Origin of the sequence: Mariniflexile fucanivorans, assembly GCF_004341235.1 — a bacterium.
Lineage (GTDB): Bacteria > Bacteroidota > Bacteroidia > Flavobacteriales > Flavobacteriaceae > Mariniflexile > Mariniflexile fucanivorans.
This window is the reverse complement of record NZ_SLUP01000003.1, coordinates 43,552-64,066: the sequence shown is the minus strand read 5'-3', so window position 1 is coordinate 64,066 and position 20,515 is coordinate 43,552. Positions and strand designations below refer to the sequence as shown.

Annotated in this window: 18 protein-coding genes; 12 read left to right on the top strand and 6 right to left on the bottom strand. The window is 29.6% G+C overall.

The annotated features are described in order from the left end of the window. The first annotated feature begins 2 nt into the window (after window positions 1-2). Window positions 3-230 (top strand): uroporphyrinogen decarboxylase, encoded by a 228-nt coding sequence (locus EV196_RS07030; RefSeq protein WP_132216775.1) that lies wholly within the window; start codon window positions 3-5, stop codon window positions 228-230. Between the two features lie 181 nt (window positions 231-411). Further along, complete coding sequence (locus tag EV196_RS07025; protein WP_132216772.1) at window positions 412-1,719, top strand: O-antigen translocase; 1,308 nt, start codon at window positions 412-414, stop codon at window positions 1,717-1,719. A 7-nt stretch (window positions 1,720-1,726) separates the two neighbouring features. Here the strand turns inward: EV196_RS07025 and EV196_RS07020 are convergent, their stop codons facing one another. Further along, window positions 1,727-2,476 carry a class I SAM-dependent methyltransferase gene (locus EV196_RS07020; protein ID WP_132216769.1) on the bottom strand — a complete coding sequence of 250 codons (750 nt, stop codon included), beginning with the start codon at window positions 2,474-2,476 and terminating at the stop codon, window positions 1,727-1,729. A gap of 101 nt (window positions 2,477-2,577) precedes the next feature. Then, window positions 2,578-3,123 carry a class I SAM-dependent methyltransferase gene (locus EV196_RS07015; RefSeq protein ID WP_132216766.1) on the bottom strand — a complete coding sequence of 182 codons (546 nt, stop codon included), beginning with the start codon at window positions 3,121-3,123 and terminating at the stop codon, window positions 2,578-2,580. 158 nt (window positions 3,124-3,281) lie between these two features. Here EV196_RS07015 and EV196_RS07010 point away from each other — a divergent pair, with 158 nt between their 5' ends. From EV196_RS07010 to EV196_RS06990, 5 genes are all read left to right on the top strand, one after another. After that, window positions 3,282-5,042, top strand: a complete 1,761-nt coding sequence (locus EV196_RS07010; protein ID WP_132216763.1) for a hypothetical protein — start codon at window positions 3,282-3,284, stop codon at window positions 5,040-5,042. Window positions 5,043-5,103: 61 nt separating this feature from the next. Continuing rightward, the gene (locus tag EV196_RS07005; RefSeq protein ID WP_132216760.1) at window positions 5,104-6,051 is read left to right on the top strand and encodes a glycosyltransferase family 2 protein; all 948 of its coding nucleotides are present in this window, start codon (window positions 5,104-5,106) and stop codon (window positions 6,049-6,051) included. 118 nt (window positions 6,052-6,169) lie between these two features. Next, the gene (locus EV196_RS07000) at window positions 6,170-7,042 is read left to right on the top strand and encodes a GNAT family N-acetyltransferase (RefSeq protein WP_132216757.1); all 873 of its coding nucleotides are present in this window, start codon (window positions 6,170-6,172) and stop codon (window positions 7,040-7,042) included. Further along, complete coding sequence (locus EV196_RS06995; protein WP_132216754.1) at window positions 7,039-8,142, top strand: DegT/DnrJ/EryC1/StrS family aminotransferase; 1,104 nt, start codon at window positions 7,039-7,041, stop codon at window positions 8,140-8,142. Before EV196_RS07000 ends, EV196_RS06995 begins: the two co-directional genes overlap by 4 nt. A 20-nt stretch (window positions 8,143-8,162) precedes the next feature. Beyond that, the gene (locus EV196_RS06990) at window positions 8,163-9,461 is read left to right on the top strand and encodes an O-antigen translocase (protein WP_243652196.1); all 1,299 of its coding nucleotides are present in this window, start codon (window positions 8,163-8,165) and stop codon (window positions 9,459-9,461) included. Window positions 9,462-9,535: 74 nt separating this feature from the next. Here the strand turns inward: EV196_RS06990 and EV196_RS06985 are convergent, their stop codons facing one another. Then, window positions 9,536-10,678 carry a glycosyltransferase gene (locus EV196_RS06985; RefSeq protein WP_132216751.1) on the bottom strand — a complete coding sequence of 381 codons (1,143 nt, stop codon included), beginning with the start codon at window positions 10,676-10,678 and terminating at the stop codon, window positions 9,536-9,538. 57 nt (window positions 10,679-10,735) lie between these two features. Here EV196_RS06985 and EV196_RS06980 point away from each other — a divergent pair, with 57 nt between their 5' ends. Together EV196_RS06980 and EV196_RS06975 are read left to right on the top strand one after the other, a co-directional pair. Further along, window positions 10,736-11,812: a glycosyltransferase gene (locus tag EV196_RS06980; protein ID WP_132216748.1), complete on the top strand. Its 1,077-nt coding sequence runs from the start codon at window positions 10,736-10,738 to the stop codon at window positions 11,810-11,812. Between the two features lie 3 nt (window positions 11,813-11,815). Beyond that, complete coding sequence (locus EV196_RS06975; protein WP_132216745.1) at window positions 11,816-12,214, top strand: sugar 3,4-ketoisomerase; 399 nt, start codon at window positions 11,816-11,818, stop codon at window positions 12,212-12,214. On the opposite strand, the gene EV196_RS06970 is transcribed toward EV196_RS06975, so the two are convergent. The 3 genes from EV196_RS06970 to EV196_RS06960 are packed head-to-tail and all read right to left on the bottom strand — an operon-like array spanning window position 12,197 to window position 14,681. Beyond that, window positions 12,197-13,141: a glycosyltransferase family 2 protein gene (locus EV196_RS06970; RefSeq protein ID WP_132216742.1), complete on the bottom strand. Its 945-nt coding sequence runs from the start codon at window positions 13,139-13,141 to the stop codon at window positions 12,197-12,199. The genes EV196_RS06975 and EV196_RS06970 overlap by 18 nt on opposite strands. Next, window positions 13,138-13,995, bottom strand: a complete 858-nt coding sequence (locus tag EV196_RS06965) for a glycosyltransferase (RefSeq protein ID WP_132216739.1) — start codon at window positions 13,993-13,995, stop codon at window positions 13,138-13,140. Before EV196_RS06965 ends, EV196_RS06970 begins: the two co-directional genes overlap by 4 nt. Window positions 13,996-13,997: 2 nt before the next feature. Beyond that, on the bottom strand, window positions 13,998-14,681 hold the full coding sequence (locus EV196_RS06960; protein ID WP_132216736.1) for a cell division ATP-binding protein FtsE: 684 nt from the start codon (window positions 14,679-14,681) through the stop codon (window positions 13,998-14,000). 261 nt (window positions 14,682-14,942) lie between these two features. On the opposite strand from EV196_RS06960, the gene EV196_RS06955 reads away from it, so the two are divergent. Genes EV196_RS06955 through EV196_RS06945 form a run of 3 tightly spaced genes read left to right on the top strand, consistent with a single transcriptional unit; the run spans window position 14,943 to window position 20,378 of the window. Next, window positions 14,943-17,969 (top strand): tetratricopeptide repeat protein, encoded by a 3,027-nt coding sequence (locus EV196_RS06955; RefSeq protein ID WP_132216733.1) that lies wholly within the window; start codon window positions 14,943-14,945, stop codon window positions 17,967-17,969. A gap of 41 nt (window positions 17,970-18,010) precedes the next feature. Further along, window positions 18,011-19,750, top strand: coding sequence for a porin family protein (locus EV196_RS06950; RefSeq protein WP_132216730.1), 1,740 nt, complete (start codon window positions 18,011-18,013; stop codon window positions 19,748-19,750). Between the two features lie 46 nt (window positions 19,751-19,796). Beyond that, window positions 19,797-20,378 carry a DUF1287 domain-containing protein gene (locus tag EV196_RS06945; protein WP_132216727.1) on the top strand — a complete coding sequence of 194 codons (582 nt, stop codon included), beginning with the start codon at window positions 19,797-19,799 and terminating at the stop codon, window positions 20,376-20,378. Window positions 20,379-20,515 lie beyond the last annotated feature (137 nt).

Here is a 20,515-nt window from a genome sequence, read left to right as displayed (position 1 = left end):
ATATGGAATTTGCAGGAATTTCATATGTAGAATGGGTTGGGTATGCAGCCATGGCAACCCTGCTTATTTCATTTTTAATGAAATCGGTGCGTAATTTACGAATAGTAAACTCCTTTGGGTGTTTACTATTTGTGTTTTATGGTATTTTGTTAGAGCCACTATCAAAACCCATCATTATAACTAATACGGCTATTTTCTGCATCAATATGTACTACTTATTAAAAAAATAACGGACAAAGAAGGTTGATTCTTACTTTCTAAAATTGAATTTCTATTGATACGTAAAATGATTTTGTATATTTGGTTTCTTAAAAAATATATTAAATAATAAACTATTCAAATTTCAGTTATATAGGTGTCATTTGTTCAGTTTATTATTTTGTATCAATAACAAGTAAATACTCATATTAATTGAGAAAATTAATAGATTATATAAACACTAACGTTTTAATTAAAGTTACTTCGTTACAAGCAGCCTCAGTACTAACCAGAATAATTGCCGGAATATTAACTTCAAAGGCTATTGCGGTTTTTATTGGGCCTACTGGTTTAGCATTAATTGGTAATTTACGCAATTTCGTGAGTTCGTTTCAAACCATTGCCATTCTTGGTTTTTATAATGGTGCCGTAAAATATATTTCAGATTTTAAAGATGATGTTGTAGAGCTAAGTAAAGCAATATCTACCATTTATTACGTTGGTTTTACTTCTACTATTTTAGTGTCATTTTTTTGTTATTTCAATGCCCAATTAATAAATGATATTATATTTCCAGATTACAATAATTATGCATTTGTAATTAAGATTTTTGCCATGGTATTGCCTTTTTATGCTTTAAACATGTTTGCCTTTTCCATAATGAATGGTTTTTCTAAGTATAAAATCCTGATTATAATTAATATAATTGGTCAAATATTAAGTGTTTCCATCGCTTTGCTTTTAATCTATCAAAATAAAATCAATGGAGCATTAATTTCGGTCGTTATTGCAGAGTCATTAATATTCTTAATAACATTGGTAGGAATTATTAATAGACGTTCTTTAACGCCTTTAATTAAGGTTCGAAACATTAGTTTTAGTTTTGCTAAAAAAATGGGCAATTATTCTTTAATGGCTCTTTTTTCGGCTGTTATTATGCCACTTGTAGCTCTTGCCATTCGTTCTTATATTATAGAAAATGTTGGATATAAAGATGCAGGCTTCTGGGAAGCCATGACAAGAATATCTAAGTATTATTTAATGCTTGTAAGCTCTTTAATGGCCTTGTATATATTACCTAGATTTTCTGAAATAGATGACATTAAAGAATTTAGAAAAGAAGTGTTTGGTTTTTATAAAACTGTAATACCTATTTTGCTTACAGGGTTGGTGGCTATGTATTTATTGAAACCATATATAGTAACTATTATATTTTCAGACGATTTTAAACCTGTTGAAGACTTGTTTTTATGGCAATTGTTAGGCGATTTCGTAAAAGTACTATCTATGGTTATAGCCTATCAGTTTTTGGCAAAAAAAATGTTTTGGCACTATATTTTAACCGAAGCCTTTTTGGTAATTATTTTATATACAACCAGTGTTTATTTTATAGATTTGTACGATAACGTACAGGGTGCTGTTATAGCGCATTTTGTGAGTTATATTATGTATTATGGTATTATATTGCTCATATTTGGCAGCTCGCTTTTTGGGATTGATAGTGGTCGGGTTGATGAATAGTATTTTGTTAGTTATGTGTTTTCTTTACTTTTTTTACAACACAGTATGTACTGATTCCAAATGGTATGTTAAGGTGTCTCAAAATTTTATTTTCAAAATTTAACAAATGAAAAAATAAACTATTTAGCAATGGTAATTTGTACAGATTACCAGTTGAATTTTTCGTTTTAAAAATTGGAATCTTACTAAATAATCTAACTATAAGTACAGGCATAAAGAGGGTAAAATTCCAATAACCAGATTTTATTAATTTTATATTATAACTATTTAGCTTTTTAGTTAGTTCCTTTTTTGTATATCTTCTATAGTGCATATTTAATTCGTCATGATTGCTCCATAATAAACTAAAAGCAGGAACGAATACATATAGCAAACCATTTGGTTTTAAAAGGCCAAACCAATTCTTAATTGCTTCTTTATCATTTTTGATATGCTCAAGACAGTCTGAGGCGATAATAATATCAAACTTTTTGTTTAAAACGATGTTTTGAGCATCAGCTACCATTACATTTTTAATACCATTTACTTTGCAATTATTAATAGCTATGGGACTAATATCAATTCCAAATAAGTTATCAGGCTCAAACCCTTTGTTGACTAACTCTTTTAGTAAAACTCCTGAAGAACACCCAACATCAAGAATACTTGAATTTCTCGGTGCTAAATTAATTAACTGTATGATATAATTTCTTCTCGCCTTGAACCAAAAATGACTTTTTTCAATTTCATGATATCTTTTTTCAAAATTTAATTCCATCTTTTTTTTTTCTTCTATTTAGTTTATCAATTAATCATTAAAGCATTCCATAATTAATAAAGTATATGGTACATGGAAATAGGAGTGTTCTACAGTTGATTTTACATTTTGAAATGATTCATTGGCAAGGGTTTCATATTCATTTTTTTTCTAATAAATAAACCTCTATCAAGTTTTAATAATAGGTAAGAAATTAAGTTTTGTTTTTTAATAAAGCATCCATCTAAAGTAATAAAACGTCCTTTAGGTTTCAAAGCTTTTTTTGCAGTTTTAAATAGCTTTTTAGCTTCTTGATTATTTAAATGATGAACAATACCTGAAGCTATAACAATATCAAAAGTACCAGGGTCTGGTAATGTGAAATCTGTAATTCCCGAACAAGTAAATTTACCTTTATCTTGATATTTGCTTTTAGCCTTTTTTATATAATTTTCATCTAAATCAAAGCCAAAATAATTGACTTCGGGTAAAAAATCAAGAATATCTCCTGGTCCACAACCAATATCCAAAATTTTTTGATTAGGCTTTGCTCGTACTATATTTTTAACAAAAAGTTTTCTCGCTCCATAACCTCCTACTAACTTTTTGTAACTTGTATAAATAAAAGGTATTCGAAGAAAAGAACGAGGGTCTAAAGAGATAGTCATGTTTTTTTAATTTAGCGAAAAATCGTTGTATTTTAAATACTTAAGTTTGCTAAAGTAATTTTATTTTTAGTACCTCCAACAATATTTATATATTGCAGTAAATATTTAACAAGTTAGTTAATCAATTTAATACGCACTAATTAGTGTTTTTTAATACTATGTTCAATCTTAAGAAGCCTAAGGATAAAGAGTTTTATTTTATCACTTTTATGGTTGTTATCTTACAGATTATTTTGTCTTTTCAAGGTTTTGATGTGTGTGATGATGGATTTGTATTAACATTTTACCAACAGATTTATAATGCTCCAGAAAGTGTGGAATATAATTTTGTTTATTGGCTATCTGGTGTTGTTGGAGGTGCCTGGTATAAGCTTTATGAAAATGGTGGTGTTTTGTGGCTTAGATTTTTAGCAATCATCTTTAATACGTTTACTTTTGTTGTTTCCTATAAAATACTGAAAACATTTATTAATGAGGTCTATGCTTTATTAGGATTAACTATCGTTCTTTTTGTAAATGATTTTGGATTTTTAACTTTTTATCATAATTATATAACCGCTTTACTAGCCGTAATGAGTATTTCTTTCTTTTTAAAAGGAATAATGAAAAGTAATTATAATTTATTAATAATAGCAGGGTTTTTACTTGGGATAAATGTGTTTTCCAGAATACCTAATGTTACCCTTTTTGTTTTTATTCTCGTAATTCCTTACGCGTGGTATTTACAAAATAAAATGGTTTTTAAAACTATCACTGCTCCAATATTTGGTATAATACTTGGGTTTATTACGGTTTATATATTGTTATTAAGTTTAAACCAAGTACACATAATGAAGAACTCCCTTTTGGGGTTAGTTAACCTAGGTAAAACAGAAGGGAGTTCTCATAATGTTTTGTCTCTTTTTTATACTTATTTACATAATTATATAAAACTAGTGGTCGTTTTTTGTCAATTACTGATTTTTTCAATCGCCATATTAAGTGTGTTGCATTTTTTTAAAAACAATCGCTTTATTAAGGGGTTTGTTTTGATACTGATTTCTTTATTGCTACTTTATTGGTTCAAGAGTGTAGGTATTTTTATAATATACGTAATAGGGTATATTGGAACGTTGGGCGTTTTATTTACTAAGCAAATTAAACAGGAAATTAAGTTATTGGCTTTTCTGGCTTTGCTTATGATGTTGTTTTTACCATTAGGAAGTAGCGGCGGAATTAGGAGCAGTGGGTATATGTGTATATGGCTAGCGATTCCTTTATTTTTTCACTTTATTTCACATTTGGAGCAGTTCTCAATAAAAATAAGCCTTAAAAATGAAATAATATCCAAAGATGTTTCAAAAAATATGATTAAATTCTTATCACTATTTTTATTATTAATATATAGTACTCAGAAAATATATAGTATTTCTCAAGAGGCTTATTTTGATCAAGGAAGTAGATTTAATAAAACATATATGATTGATAGCGAACTTGCTAAAGGAGTCTATACAACTAAAGAACGATCGGTTATAATAAATGATTTATTACATAATTTAAAGAAATATGTAAAGCCAAATGATTATTTACTTACTTATGATAAAATTCCAATGATTCATTTTTTAACAGAAACAAAACCATATATGTATAACCCTTGGATATGGATATATGATAGTTATTCTTTTAAAAAAAACATGGAAAGAGCAGAAACTGAAATAGATGTTTTGCCAGTTATAGTGCAACAAAAGTTTGAAACAATATTCTATTTTTCAGAACCTACCGAGTATTATTTAAATGATAAAATAAAAGATGATATTAGATATAATAATGGATTTGATAGTGAAAGAGTTAAATTGATGAATTCATTTATTTTAAGAAATGACTATGAGATCGTCTGGAGTAATGCTTATTTTAATATTTTTAAATCTAATAAAAAGTAGCGAAGTAATAAAATTAGGCTATTGTTTATATTTAAATAAATAAGCTATATAAGTGTAATTTATGGAAAAAGAAATTTCTGTAATTGTTCCAGTTTATAATGAACAAGATAATATTTTTGAACTTTATAACCGTTTATTAACATCGGTTACAAGTATTACCTCCAATTATGAATTTATTTTTGTTAATGACGGAAGTAACGATAACTCGTTGTTAGAGCTTATTAAACTTTCTAATCAGGATGATAACGTATTTTATATAAATTTTAGTAGAAATTTTGGTCATCAAATAGCTGTAACAGCAGGATTGAAGTTTTGCACCGGAAATAGTGTCGTAATTATTGATGCGGATTTACAAGATCCACCAGAATTAATTCCTGAATTATACGGGAAATACAAAGAAGGATTTAACGTAATATATGCTAAACGAGAAATAAGAGAAGGTGAAACATTACTTAAAAGAGCAACATCAAAGCTTTTTTACCGTATTTTAAAAAGATTAATTTCCTTCGAAATGCCGTTAGATACAGGTGATTTCAGACTTATAGATAAGAAAGTTGTAAAAGTGTTAAATAACATGCCAGAGCAGAGCAAGTTTTTACGCGGGCAAGTTGCTTGGTTGGGATTTAAGCAAACGCATGTATTGTTTAACAGAGATAATCGAAAAAATGGTAAATCTGGATATTCTTATGGAAAGATGTTTAAATTGGCCATGGATGGCATTACTGGATTTTCAGATATCCCTTTAGTTTTTGTTAGTAGATTAGGGCTTGCTATTTCTTTTTTATCTTTTATAGTAATTTTATATGCTATTTTTGCTCACTTTGTGTTAAAAGAAACGATTACAGGTTGGACTTCCTTAATTATTAGTTCCCTGTTTATTGGAGGAATTCAGTTACTTTCTGTTGGTATTATTGGAGAATATATTAGCAGAATAAACAAAAACACTAACAACAGACCTTTGTATATAATAGATAAAAGCAATATTCAAGACTTAAAAGATAATATTTAAATTATAAATTTTCACGATCATTTATACTATAAAAAGATACGATATTAGCCAATTAAAGCAATGGAACAGCTTTATTGAGAAATCTAAGAATGCTACATTTTTATTTCATAGAGATTTTATGGAATATCATTCTGAGAGGTTTGAAGATTTTTCATTGTTAGTTTATAAAAGGGACAAAATAGTAGCGGTTTTACCTGCTAATAAAAAAGAAGATACGGTTTATTCGCATCAAGGGCTGACTTATGGCGGTTTGGTATTAGCAAAAGAAGTGAAGTTTGAAATTGTAGTTCAAGTTTTTAACAACCTGCTCAAATATTTAGAAGCCAATGCTGTCAAAAGTTTGATTTTAAAACAAATACCTTCTATTTATACGATCTTACCTAATGATGAAATATGGTATCTAATGTTTATTCTCAAGACAGAATTAATAAGAAGAGATACTTTATCTGTAATTAATTTATATGAAAAGCTGAAAATTTCTAACAACCGATTAGAAGGATTTAAAAGAGGGAAAAAGAATGGTTTGATTGTTAAAGAAGAAGATTCTTTTGAATTATTTTGGAACGCCATTTTAATTAAAAATCTTAAGAAAAAACATAACGCCTCTCCAGTACATACCCTTGAAGAAATAACGTGGTTAAAAAGTCGTTTCCCAAATAATGTCAGGCAATTTAATGTTTATCGTGGTGATAAAATTGTTGCAGGCACTACTGTTTTTGAATCAAAATACGTGGCACATTCTCAATATATATCTGGTGATGAAAATAAAAATTCATTAGGGAGCTTAGATTTTTTGCATTTTTATTTAATAAACGACGTATTTAAAGAAAAAAAATATTTTGATTTTGGAACTTCTAATGAAAATAATGGGTCGCAAATAAATAAAGGATTACAGTTTTGGAAAGAAGGTTTTGGAGCAAGAACAATCATTCAAGACTTCTATAAAATTGAAACAAAAAGTTATGCAATTTTAAACGATATTTTTCTATGATACAGTTTTTGGACTTACATAAAATTAACGCACGTTTTGAATTGGAGTTTCAGCAGAAATTTAAAGAATTTTTAAATTCAGGACATTACATTCTAGGAAATGAAGTAGCTGCTTTTGAAAAAAACTTTGCTAATTATTGTGGTACAAACTATTGTATAGGTGTTAGTAATGGATTGGACGCGCTCATCTTGATTTTCCAGGCATATTTAGAGTTAGGTATTTTAAAAAAAAATGATGAAGTTATAGTGCCAGCAAACACCTTTATTGCTACCATTATGGCAATAGAAAAAACGGGTTTAAAACCTGTTTTGGTAGAACCGGATATTCATACCTATACACTGTCTGTTTTAGAAATTGAAAAACATATAACAACTAAAACAAAAGCCATTTTAGTGGTGCATTTGTATGGAATGCTTGCAGAAATGGAGTCCATAAACAGCGTTGCCAAAAAAAACAATTTATTACTTATTGAAGATGCTGCTCAAGCTCATGGAGCAAGAAATCAACAAGGTATCAAAGCAGGAAACCTTTCAGATGTCGCAGCATTTAGCTTTTATCCCAGCAAAAATTTAGGGGCATTAGGTGATGCAGGTGCAATTACAACCAATATTGAACTTTTAAACAATACCATTGTTAAGCTACGTAATTACGGCGCTTCCTCTAAATATGTTTATGATTTTGTAGGTAATAACAATAGGCTCGATGAAATTCAAGCTGCTTTCTTAAATGTAAAATTGAGGTCTTTAGACGCTGATAATAACAAACGGCGAGACATAGCAAATCGTTATTTATCAGGAATAACTAATAAAAATGTAAAGCTTCCTGTTTATAATCAATCGGATAATCATGTGTTTTATGCGTTTGTGCTTCTGGTAGAAAACAGGCAAAGTTTTGTGGATTTTCTTTATGAAAATAATATTGAAACCTTAATTCATTATCCGGTTCCACCATACAAACAGCGTGCATTTTCACATTTAAAAACAACGCTTTTGCCTATAACGGAAAAGATACATGATCAAATTGTAAGTATTCCAATAAGCCCAGTTATGTCATTAAATGAGGTTGAAACAGTTATAAAAACAATCAACAATTATTCATAAATTCAAATTAATACTATTTTGTGAAAAATTTTAAAAGCATTTTTAAAGGCAACCTTGTTTTAAAGATTACCTCTTTAAATGCTGTGGTTATTGCTATTAGGCTTGTAATCTCATTGGTTATCCAACGGATATTGGCAGTTACTTTTGGAGAAGTTGGTATTGCGAAAATTGGGCAGATTAGAAATTTAATGCAGATTATAACTAGTACCGCTTCATTTGGCACTTTTAATGGTGTCGTAAAATATGTTTCAGAACATAGCGAAAAAAAGGCAATACTTAATAAGTTCTTTAATACAGTATTTGTTTTTGGCTTTATAGGCTCTTTTTTATCGGCAACAATTCTTTTCTTCAACGCTTCTTGGATTACCCAATCATTGTTTGGCAATTTAGATTTTCTGGAATTAATAAAAATTTTAGCTTTTTTACCACCTGTTATAGCGATAAATATCATTTTTAGTGGACTCATAAACGGATTGTCCGATTATAAAAAATATGCTAAAATAGAGTTGGTTAGTTATTTACTATCGGCCGTACTATTATTGGTTTTTCTCTATAATTATCAATTAGAAGGTGTTTTGTTTTCCATCATTATAACACCCATTCTGCAGCTATTTGTTATTTTATACATATTTGGTAGTATTATTAAGAAGCATATCAATTTTAAAAATATAAAAGTTGAAATTCCATTCGCCAAAGAATTATTAGGATTTACCTTAATGTCGTTCGTATCTTCGATATTATTAAATTATATAGAGCTTGATATTAGAACAACCATATCTAATAAAATAAGTACCAATGAAGCTGGATATTGGACCGCAATGACTTTTATTTCAAAAAACTATATGGTTTTTTCCTCTGGATTATTTACATTGTACGTAATTCCTAAATTTGCTCGAATTTATGAAGGTCATGTATTTAAAAAAGAAGTACTAAACATATACAAAACCATTTTACCTCTTTTTGGATTGGGAATGTTGTTGGTTTATATTTTTAGAAAACTTGTTATTGAAATTGTGTATCCTAATTTTTTAGGTTTAGAACCATTATTTAAGTGGCAATTAATAGGCGATTTTATTAGGTTGGCTGCATTGGTGGTTTCGCATCAGTTTTTAGCGAAAAAAATGGTGAAAATCTTTATAATTACCGAATTAATGTCATTAGGGTTGTTTTACATTTTAGCAAAATATTTGGTAGTTATTTATGGTGCCGAAGGTGTTGTGATGGCACATTTATACAGAAACATCATTTACTTTTTTATTGTACTATTTGCAGTTTGGAACTATTTTAAAATGCAAAAAAGTAACATTGATTATGAATAGGTATTATCCTAGTTTAATTTGAAATGGAATATAAAACAGTTAGTTTTAGAATTAAGGTTTCCAAATTTGAAAACTTAAATTTTAGATTGCCATTTTTCTAGGTATAGTTTTGCGCTATCAATATAATTATGATGTTTTTCAACAAATTCACGAGCATTATTGGATATTTCCAAAAGTTTATCAGGATTTAGTAACAACCATTCCAATTTTTCAGCAATCTTTTGCGCATCTGGCAATGCGTTTATGGCCACGGTATCTTCTTTTAAATGATAATAATCTAGCCATTCTTGTTCAGCTCCAGTAAATACAACTTTACCTTTTGCCATAGCTTCCAATGCATTAAAACCTTGGTCGTAAGCATATACTTGATCTAGTAAAATATGGGCTTCATCAAATTTTGTAATGTATTCATTATATGGCAAACTTTCTACGGTAATTATTTTAATGAGATGACCATGTTTTTGTTTAATAATATGTAATGCAGCATCGAAAATATCATTTCCTTTTTTAAAATAATTCTCTCGGTTAATGCCATGAAAAATTACAATTTTACCACTAACATCTAAATCGATTTTTTTTAATTTTTTAATTTGAATTGGGTTGGGTACCAATCCTAAGTATTTAGGGTTGTCAATTAAAGGTATGTGGTAATCTAAATCGGAGGCTATAATGCCTTTTATGTTTTGATAAACAAAATCGTGTAAATTTTTGTAAGGTTTTTCAATACGCATTAGTATGTGTTGAAAATCTTTTTTAGAAACTCTATTTTCAAAATAAGGCGTTAAAATAGAATATCTAAATTTTTTTAAATATGCATAATTAACACTTATATAGTCTGTACCACAAGACAATAAAAAAACGTTTGGGTTGTGTTTGAAAATAAATGATAATAATGCTATTTCTGTTTTAGAAACGGTTAAAAAGGAATTCTCATTAATGAGTTGTACAATATCAAAATTTTTGAATTTACTTTTATGACGGTTGAATTGTATTTGGGTTAAAACAGAGGCAATGTCAATACGAAACACCCTGAAAATAATTTTTTTAATAATAGATGAAAACCCTGTTCTAAAATACAATTTAAGGTTTAAGTCAACCAATCTTTTTTTAAAACCATCACCCATGCCAACAACCAAAACTTCATGGTTTAAGGCTTCAAGACCTTCTTTTAAGGTGTAATGGCATGAATTGTATTCTCCTATCAATAAAATCTTCATTAAAATGATTAATTTTGATACAAAAGTATTTAATTAATCTAAACTCTTAACTATTAAATGAAGAAGATATGCATCGTAACAACTTCACTGGGAGGTGGTGGTGCAGAACGGTTTAGCGGTATGCTTTCCCAAATGCTTTCCCAATTGAATTTCGATATTCATGTACTTACTACAAAAAACGTAGTGGAATTTACGTACTCAGGCAAGCTTTTTAATTTGGAATTGGCATTAAAAGGGTCAAAAAGCAGTTTTAAAAAAGTACGGTTGTTAAAACAATATTTTAACGATAATAAGTTTGATGTCATAATTGATAACCGACCAAGAAGCGTTTTCCTTAAAGAGTATGTTATTTATAAGTATCTATTTAAAGCGGAACGGATACTGCCAGTGGTACATAATTATAATACACTCAATTACCTTCCTCAAAATAAGTTTTTAGCAAGAGTTTTATATGCTAATGTTATCACAATGGTATGTGTAAGCAAAAAAATTAAAGAAAAAATAATAAAGGAATACAATTTTAAAAATATTATCACAATTTACAATCCTATTGATTTTAAGTTGATTACAGGAAAAGCAAATGAGCCCATATCTATAAAAAATGATAAATTATATATCTTGTTTTTTGGAAGGATTCAAGATAAATCTAAAAACATAAGCTTATTGATTGATGCTTATAAAAATTCAAAATTAATAAAACAGAATATTTCACTATATATTTTAGGAGATGGAGAAGATGTTGGTTTTATAAAAGAAAAAGTAAAAAAGGAGATGTTAAATAACCATGTATCTTTTCTACCTTTTACAGCAAATCCATATCCATATGTAAAAAAAGCTTTATTTACGGTTTTAACCAGTAGATATGAAGGGTTTCCGCTATCTTTAATCGAATCATTGGCTTGTAGAACGCCTGTACTTTCAGTAGATTGTAATTCTGGACCAAGTGAAGTAATAAAAAATAATGAAAATGGCTTATTGGTTGAAAATTATAATCAACCTGCCATAACAGATGCTATGAATAAGCTTGTTGAAAATGAACAGTTATATAGTTATATAAAACAAAATACAGTAAATAGTATTAGCCATTTAAAAATAGAAACTATTGCAATGCAATGGAAAAAATTAATTGATTAAAGGATGAAAGGTGTAAAGATTATTGATATCCCAAAAATTTCAGATCCAAGAGGACATTTAGGAATTATTGAAGGTGATGTTATTCCATTTGAAATAAAGCGTGTTTATTATTTATATGATGTACCAAGTGACGCCTTTAGAGGAGGACATGCTCACAAAAACTTGTATCAGTTATTGATAGCCTTAAGCGGAAGTTTTGAGCTGCATCTTAAAAATGGCAAAGACACTGAAACGATACAATTGAACAAGCCAAATAAAGGTTTGTTGATAGAGTCTGGAATTTGGCGCGAAATCGATAATTTTTCATCAGGTTCCGTATGTTTAGTTTTGGCTTCCGATGTTTTTAATGAAGCCGATTATATTAGAGATTTTGATACGTTTAAATTATTTGTAGGCCGTTAAATAAATACGGTTTTTGATAAGGAAGCGTTGAAATTTTTTGATTAATATTAATAAAACCTTAGGAGTATTTAAAAATAATTTTTGTTTCCAATTAAGGTTGGTATAATCTATTTCGTTTTTTAACTTCTTGTACAAATCAAGTTTACCGTGCGTCTTACATCTTAAAGCAAGTGCATAACGGTTTATATCTAAATATAATTTCAAGGAAGTATTTGCTTTTTCTTCTTTAGCATAGCTTTTTATAAAATCATATCGTATATTGTTATATTCATTCTCGTTTTTGGACAAGCTATCATTAATATAAAGTTTATAAGACATGGTTATGGTTGGATTAAAACTCACCTTATGTTTTAATGCAAACCGAATCCATAAATCTAAATCTTGGGTAGTTTTGTAATATGGGTTAAACCCACCCATATTTTTAAAGATCTCTTTTGAAAACCCCACTGCCGATGTCCAAGCAACCGTATTTACAATACTAGCATTAAAAAAATCGTTAACAATTAAGCACTCTAAGCTGTATTCAAAATTAAAACATGCTTTTTGGCTATAACCTTCTCTATAAAATATTTCATAATTATTGCAATACAATCCAGCATCAGGAAATAAATCTATTTGTTTTTTTAGTTCAAGTAAATGATTTTCGTACCATAAATCATCAGCATCTAAAAGTGCTATATATTTTGAAGTAGCATGATCAATACCAAAATTTCTAGCTATGGAAACACCTTTGTTTTCTTGCTTTAACAAAAGCACTTTATCGTTCTTAAAAGCAGAGGCAACACGGTAGCTGTTATCGGTACTGCCATCATCCACAATAATAATTTCAAAATCTTGAAATGTTTGTTGTAAAACACTTTTTAGGGTGCTTTCTATAAAAGCTTCTTTATTGTACAATGGAATTATAACTGAGAAAAAAGGAGTCATTTTTTGTTTTTTAGCGTGCAGTAATAACCTAATTTATAAAAATCAAAAAGAAATAAGGATGGATGAGACGAATTGAAATTTTTAATTAATAGAGGTCTTAAATTTTTATAAATAAATGCAACAAACATATTTAGTTTTGCTCTTTTGAGTAATTCGTATTTTTTAGAAATATTTTGACTTTTTGTTTCAATTTTTTCCTTTTCAATTATTTCTATCAAATTTTTGATGGAATTTTCAGTTTTTTCAATAAAAGTAACAGCATCATCGTCCGTATTGTGTATTGCAGGGTTTCTCAAGCAAAACACTGGCATGTTTTGTTTTTTTAAAGAATTAAAAAAAAGGTAATCTTCATATCCATACTTTAATAAAGATTCATCAAAATTGTTTTTTCTGAATAACTCTTTTTTTATCAAAAAATTTGATGAATGTAAGCCTTTTTTGCTTTCTCGTTTCTTTGTATATAACCACCTGAGAACATAGGGTTTTTTAGGGGGTAATTCTTTTTCTATAATGCCTCCATAAATAATTGTTTTATCTAATACTGATAAGTAATTTTTAATAAAATTTTTATCTTTTGGTTTTACATCGGCATCTAAAAATAATAAGTTTTCATATTTTGAACCAACAGCTAATAAGTTTCTAATAGCACTTCTTCCAATATTATGGGGTAGTTCTTTAAATGTACAATTTTGTAAAGAATTTATTAAAGTGTTTTTTGAATTAAGTTCTGATTTTGAACCATCATCGTAAACTAATATTTCAAACACAATATCACATGCAATACATTGTTTGTGCAGTTCTTTTACTAACGGAACAACGTTAAAATGGTATGTTGGGATTAAAATTGAAAGCATTATCAACCTTTCCTCTGTACCACCTCAAAAACCTGACTATCATCGCACTTCAAGGTTTTACTTGGGTATTTTAAAAGCAATGCGTAATCGTGAGTTGCCATTAAAATGGTGTTGCCATTTTTATTTATTTCCTGTAAAACTTCCATAACCTCAATGCTGGTTTGTGGGTCTAAGTTACCAGTAGGTTCATCGGCAAGTATAAGTTCAGGGTTGTTAAGTAACGCTCTGGCAATGGCAACGCGTTGTTGCTCACCTCCCGAAAGTTCGTGCGGATATTTAAAACCTTTGGTTTTCATATCTACTTTACTTAAAACTTCTTCTACACGGGTATCCATTTCAGCTTTATCTTTCCAACCGGTAGCTTTTAAAACAAATAATAAATTTCCGTTTATGGTGCTGTCTGGCAATAATTTAAAATCTTGAAAAACAACACCTAATTTTCGTCTTAAAAAAGGAATATCTTTTTCCTTTAAGGTTTTTAAATCGAAATCTACAATATGTCCTTCGCCTTCGGTTAAGGGTAAATCGCCATAAAGTGTTTTCATAAAACTACTTTTTCCAGTGCCGGTTTTTCCAATTAAATAAACAAAATCACCTTTGTTAATTTCAACATTAACGTTAGAGAGTACTAAACTATCACCTTGATATATAGAAACGTCTTTTAATTGTAAAATAGGAGTAGACATAAGTTGAATAAATTTTTGTGTTGTAAAAGTATTATATAAAAGTTAAAAGTGGAAAGTTAAAAGTAAAAAGTTTCAAAGCTTCAAAGTTGCAGAGGTTCAAAGTGGTTAAGAGTTTTTTGGTTAATGAGACTGAAAACCGCTATTGCGACTTTTTTCCTTTTCGTAAATTTTTAATAACTCGGTTTATAATTATAGCACGATTGTTGCGTTATAGATTTTATATTAAATTATCTTTGATACCAAATTAAAAATAAATTGTTAATGACTATAAAAAAGAGCGTTTCCCTTTTGGTTGCCATAAGTTTTAGTTTTCAAATATGGGCACAACAATCTGCTACTTACACGAGTAATTTAGCAGAATATCAAAAAGCCTTGTCACTTTATAATAACCAGCAATATCTTGCGGCACAATCCTTATTTGGAAGTGTGAAAAAAGACACTAAAGAAACCGTTTTGTTGTCCGATTGTGCTTATTATATTGCTAATTGTGCCGTGCGTTTAAATCAACAGAATGCGGACCAATTGGTAGAAAATTTTGTTGAAGAATATCCAACAAGTACAAAACGTAATACGGCTTTTATTGATGTTGCCGATTATTATTTTGTAAACGGAAAATATGCGCATGCTAGAAAATGGTATGATAAGGTAGATGAAAGCGGATTGGGAAGAGCTGAAAAACAAAAGTTTTATTTCAACAATGGTTATTCGGCATTTACAAGTAAACAATATAAAGAAGCGAAGCAATATTTAACACGTGTTGAGAATTCAAAAGAATACGGTTCGCAAGCTAAATATTATATAGGTTTTATGGCTTATGAGGGCGATGATTATGATAATGCCAACAAATACTTCGATCAAGTAAGTAACCAAGAACAGTACAAAGAAAAATTATCATATTATCAGGCCGATTTAAATTTCAAACTCGGAAATTTTGAAAAAGCCATTCAATTAGCAAAATCAAAATTGAAAACAAGTGATGCGAATGAAGTGTCTGAACTTTCAAAAATTATTGGTGAAAGTTATTTCAATTTAGGAAAATACAATGAATCCATTCCGTATTTAGAAGCTTACAAAGGCGTAAAAGGGAAGTGGAATAATACCGATTTTTATCAATTGGGTTACGCACATTACAAACAAGGCCATTATGAAGAAGCCATTTCAGAATTCAATAAAATTATTGGCGGTACGAATTCCATAGCGCAAAATGCCTATTATCATTTAGGTGAAAGTTATATTAAATTAGGTAAAAAACAGGAAGCGTTAAATGCGTTTAAAAATGCTTCGGAAATGGATTTCGATTTAAAAATTCAAGAAGATGCATATTTAAACTATGCTAAAATCAGTTATGACATTGGTAATCCATACCAATCGGCACCACAAGTTTTATCAGGTTACCTTGATAAATATCCAAAAACAACTTTTAGAGAAGAAATTGAAACCTTGTTGATAGATTCTTATATCACTTCAAAAAATTACAAAGAAGCATTAAAATTGCTTGAAGGTAAAAAGAGTTTTGAAAACAAAGCGGCTTACCAAAAAGTAGCGTTTTATAGAGGATTAGAATTATATAATGAAGGTAATTACACAGAAGCGAAAGCGCTTTTCGAATCGTCTATAAAAGAACCTCGTGATGCTTCTTTTACAGCCAGGGCAACCTTTTGGAAAGCAGAAACCGATTATAATTTAAACAATTATAATGATGCGTTAATTGGTTTTAAACAGTTTCAACAACAATCGGCTGCTGCATCAACACCAGAATATAAAAATATCGATTATAACTTAGCTTATACTTATTTTAAGCTGAAAAGCTATTCGCAAACGGCACAGTATTTCAATCAATATATAGCATCCAATAAAAAAACAGATAATGTGAGATTGCATGATGCTTACTTGCGTTTGGGCGATGCTTACTTTGTTTCAAGTGAATATAAAAACGGTATCAATGCTTATGAAAGTGCCATTAAATTAGGGACTGCCGATTCCGATTATGCCTTTTTCCAAAAAGCGATAAGTGCGGGTTATATAGGTCAAGATTCAAAAAAAATAAAAGAATTAGAACAATTTATTTCAGAATACCAACAATCAAAACTTCGTGATGATGCAATGTACGAATTGGGAAATACCTATGTAAAAAATGGGGATACCGATAAAGCGATACAAATGTATAATCGTTTGAATTCTGAATATAAAATGAGTTCATTTGTGCCAAAATCGCATTTAAGACAAGGTTTGGTATATTACAATGGTAGTAAAAATGAACAAGCTTTAGCCAAGTTTAAACAAGTAGCTACCGATTATCCAGAAACACCCGAAGCGGTGCAAGCCGTAGCTACTGCACGTTTAATTTATATCGATTTAGGTCGTGTTAGCGAATACGCTTCTTGGGTAAAAACCTTAAAATATGTGGAGGTTACCGATGCTGATTTGGACAATGCGACCTATGAAGCAGCCGAAAAACAATATTTAGATAACAATACCGATAAAGCTATTAACCAATTTAATGGCTATTTAAATCAATTTCCAAGTGGTTTGCATGCTTTACAATCCCATTTTTATATAGCTCAAATGTATTATAAAAAAGGATTGATGGAGAATGCGTCACCTCATTATAAATATGTGGTAGATGCTTCAAGAAGTGAATTTACAGAAGAAGCATTGTCTCGCTTATCGCAATTTTATTTAGAAAGCAAAAACTGGAAGAATGCCATTCCGTTATTGGAACGTTTGGAAGAAGAAGCTAATTTTCCACAAAATGTGGTGTTTGCGCAATCTAACTTAATGAAAGCGTATTATCAATTAGAAAATTACAATAAAGCAGTAGCTTATGCTGAAAAAGTATTAGCAAGTTCGAAAATTGATAATAAAATTAAAGCCGATGCGAATGTTATTATTGCGCGTTCTGCCATAAAAACAGGCAATGAAACCAAAGCGCAAGAAGCCTATGCTAAAGTTGAAAGTGTTGCAACAGGTGAAACAGCTGCCGAAGCCTTATACTACAATGCTTATTTTAAAAATAAAGATGCTAAATACGAAGCTTCAAACACAACCATTCAAAAATTAGCAAAAGATTATTCTGGTTATAAATACTACAGCGCTAAAGGTTTAGTGCTTATGGCTAAGAATTTCTATGCGTTAAAAGATGCGTTTCAAGCCACTTACATTTTAGAAAGTGTGATTCAAAATTTCACAGAATTTAATGATGTCGTTACCGAAGCTAAAGCAGAGTTAAATAAAATAAAATCAGAAGAAGCTAAAACTAATTCGTCTATTCAAGCAGGAGGAAATTAATTGTCAATTGTCAATTGTTTAAAAATCGTAAATAAAAACATATGCGTAAGCAAATAAAAAATATAATATTAGCAGTTTTTGTACTAAGTGTAACCTTTGGTTTTTCTCAAGTAAAATCAACCGACACCATCAATACAGGTGTTATAGATGTTGTAAAACCATATACACCAACTATATCTGATGCTTTTAAAGTGAAAGAAGTACCATCTTTAAATGATGAAACCACACAATCTAAAAAGGATATTAAGTACAATATTTTTTCGTTTCCGGTAGCTTCAACGTTCACTCCAGCAAAAGGTAAGGCGGCAACCGTTGAGAAAGCAAAACCTATAAAATTATTCGATAATTATGCAACTTTAGGGCTTGGTAGTTACACAACTATTTTAGGTGAAGTGTATTTAAATCAAGCCATTAGCCGTAATGAAAGTGTTGGTGGTTATTTCAGCCATCATTCTTCTCGTGGCGGTATTGAAGGTGTTCTTCTGGATGATGATTTTTCAGATTCAAAAATAAATGTAAACTACGCATCACGCTTACGCGATTTGTCATGGAATGCAGAAGGTGGTTTTCAATATCAAACTTATAATTGGTACGGACTTCCAGAAAATTACGCTAATGATGAAGGGTTTACTAATGTATTGGATGTTGGCCATGCTTTTTTCAATGCCCATTTGGGTGGCGATCTAACTTTTGAAGATACCTATATTAATTCTGCAAGTGTGCTTTTAAGACATTTTAGTGATAACTGGGGATCATCGGAAAACAGATTTACATTTAAAGGCAAGGTGGATGTGCCTATAAATGATTATGAAATTTCAACCGATTTGGTTATAGATTATTTAGGAGGTGGTTTTGATAACGGATATGATACAACTGAAGCATTAAATTACGGAAATTTTCAGGTAGGTATTTCTCCAACATATCAAATAATTGAAGACGATTTAACCTTAAATATAGGTGCATCGTTATTTTTTATGAGAGATAATGAAGCGAAAGAGAGTAAGATTTTTATATATCCAAATGTCACTGCAACCTATAGATTGGTAAACGATGTGTTGATTGCTTATGGTGGTATTCAAGGCGACTTGATACAAAATTCTTATTATGGTTTTGCGAACGAAAACCCATTTGTATCTCCAACCTTATTTATAAAACCAACCGACCAACTATATAATGCTTATGTGGGTTTAAAAGGAAAAGTAACTAGTAATGTGAGTTATAATATTAGCGGACGTTACATTTCTGATAGAAATAAAGGTCTGTTTATAAATAATTTAACATCGTTTGATATGTTGAATGATGAAGATTATCAATATGGAAATTCGTTTAAAATTGTGTATGATGATATTAAAACATTGGGTGTTTCTGCTGAATTAAATGTTGATGTAAACCGAAACTTTAAATTGGCTTTAAAAGGTGAAACTTTTAGTTACAATAGCCAGCATCAAGCAGAAGCGTGGAATTTACCAAGTTTTAAAGGTTCTATGTTTTTAGATTATCAGATAAACGAAAAGTGGTTTGCTGGAGCCAATTTATTTTATGTAGGTGAACGAAAAGATTTATTAAGTATTGATAATAATGTTTTAGAAAAAATCTCTATGGTAGTAACTTTAGATAGTTATTTTGATGCTAATTTACACGTAGGCTATCATGTAAACGATCAACTTTCCATATTTGCAAAAGGAAACAATATAGGGAATAAAGCGTACCAAAAATGGCAAAACTTCCCTGTGCAAGCGGCACAGTTTTTAGCGGGTGCTACTTATAAGTTTGATTTTTAAAATTCCTGTGAAAGCAGGAATCTTTCAAATTGAAATTCATATTTAAATGAAAAGGGTATTCTTAATTGTTTTATGTTTCTGGGTTAACTTTTGTATTTCACAGAATGTAGTTCAACAAGCAACACTTTCTGAAGCTGCTTTAGAATTAACAAAACAAAAAGTTACCTACGATCCTAGTTATTTTTCTATTCCATATCCAAATGGCGATGTGCCTGCCAATAAAGGCGTTTGTACAGACGTGGTTATTAGAGCTTACAGAAAAATGGGTGTAGATTTGCAGAAGGAGGTACACGAGGATATGAAAGTTCATTTCAATATGTACCCAAAAATATGGGGTTTAAAAGCTACAGATAACAATATTGACCACAGACGCGTTCCTAATTTAATGACTTATTTTGAACGAAAAGGAGCAGGTAAACCCATTACAAAAAATGCCAAAGATTATCTGCCTGGAGATATTGTTTGTTGGAATTTAGGTGGTGCTATAACACATATTGGAATTGTAGTAAACAAAAAATCTAATGACGGGAAACGGTATTTAATTGTTCACAATATTGGTGCAGGACAAGTTTTAGAAGATTGTTTGTTCGATTTTAAGATTATCGGACATTATCGTTTTAAAAATTAATTTTTTTGTCATTTCTGCGAAGCCAGTCATTGCGAGGCACGAAGCAATCTTTTTATTATAATAGTCTAAAGATATATGAGATTGCTTATTGCCTCGCAATGATTCATTCATTTAAGTTTTTGAGTTATTAAAAGTGA

What these genes read in the sequence shown, in the direction of transcription:
- EV196_RS06965 (WP_132216739.1), bottom strand. Translation starts at nt 13,995, where the DNA reads ATGCTTTCAATTTTAATCCCAACATACCATTTTAACGTTGTTCCGTTA.
- EV196_RS06945 (WP_132216727.1), top strand. Translation starts at nt 19,797, where the DNA reads ATGAAAAGGGTATTCTTAATTGTTTTATGTTTCTGGGTTAACTTTTGT.
- EV196_RS06995 (WP_132216754.1), top strand. Translation starts at nt 7,039, where the DNA reads ATGATACAGTTTTTGGACTTACATAAAATTAACGCACGTTTTGAATTG.
- EV196_RS06960 (WP_132216736.1), bottom strand. Translation starts at nt 14,681, where the DNA reads ATGTCTACTCCTATTTTACAATTAAAAGACGTTTCTATATATCAAGGT.
- EV196_RS07005 (WP_132216760.1), top strand. Translation starts at nt 5,104, where the DNA reads ATGGAAAAAGAAATTTCTGTAATTGTTCCAGTTTATAATGAACAAGAT.
- EV196_RS07020 (WP_132216769.1), bottom strand. Translation starts at nt 2,476, where the DNA reads ATGGAATTAAATTTTGAAAAAAGATATCATGAAATTGAAAAAAGTCAT.
- EV196_RS06985 (WP_132216751.1), bottom strand. Translation starts at nt 10,678, where the DNA reads ATGAAGATTTTATTGATAGGAGAATACAATTCATGCCATTACACCTTA.
- EV196_RS06970 (WP_132216742.1), bottom strand. Translation starts at nt 13,141, where the DNA reads ATGACTCCTTTTTTCTCAGTTATAATTCCATTGTACAATAAAGAAGCT.
- EV196_RS06955 (WP_132216733.1), top strand. Translation starts at nt 14,943, where the DNA reads ATGACTATAAAAAAGAGCGTTTCCCTTTTGGTTGCCATAAGTTTTAGT.
- EV196_RS06950 (WP_132216730.1), top strand. Translation starts at nt 18,011, where the DNA reads ATGCGTAAGCAAATAAAAAATATAATATTAGCAGTTTTTGTACTAAGT.
- EV196_RS07000 (WP_132216757.1), top strand. Translation starts at nt 6,170, where the DNA reads ATGGAATATCATTCTGAGAGGTTTGAAGATTTTTCATTGTTAGTTTAT.
- EV196_RS06980 (WP_132216748.1), top strand. Translation starts at nt 10,736, where the DNA reads ATGAAGAAGATATGCATCGTAACAACTTCACTGGGAGGTGGTGGTGCA.
- EV196_RS07015 (WP_132216766.1), bottom strand. Translation starts at nt 3,123, where the DNA reads ATGACTATCTCTTTAGACCCTCGTTCTTTTCTTCGAATACCTTTTATT.
- EV196_RS06975 (WP_132216745.1), top strand. Translation starts at nt 11,816, where the DNA reads ATGAAAGGTGTAAAGATTATTGATATCCCAAAAATTTCAGATCCAAGA.
- EV196_RS07010 (WP_132216763.1), top strand. Translation starts at nt 3,282, where the DNA reads ATGTTCAATCTTAAGAAGCCTAAGGATAAAGAGTTTTATTTTATCACT.
- EV196_RS07030 (WP_132216775.1), top strand. Translation starts at nt 3, where the DNA reads ATGGAATTTGCAGGAATTTCATATGTAGAATGGGTTGGGTATGCAGCC.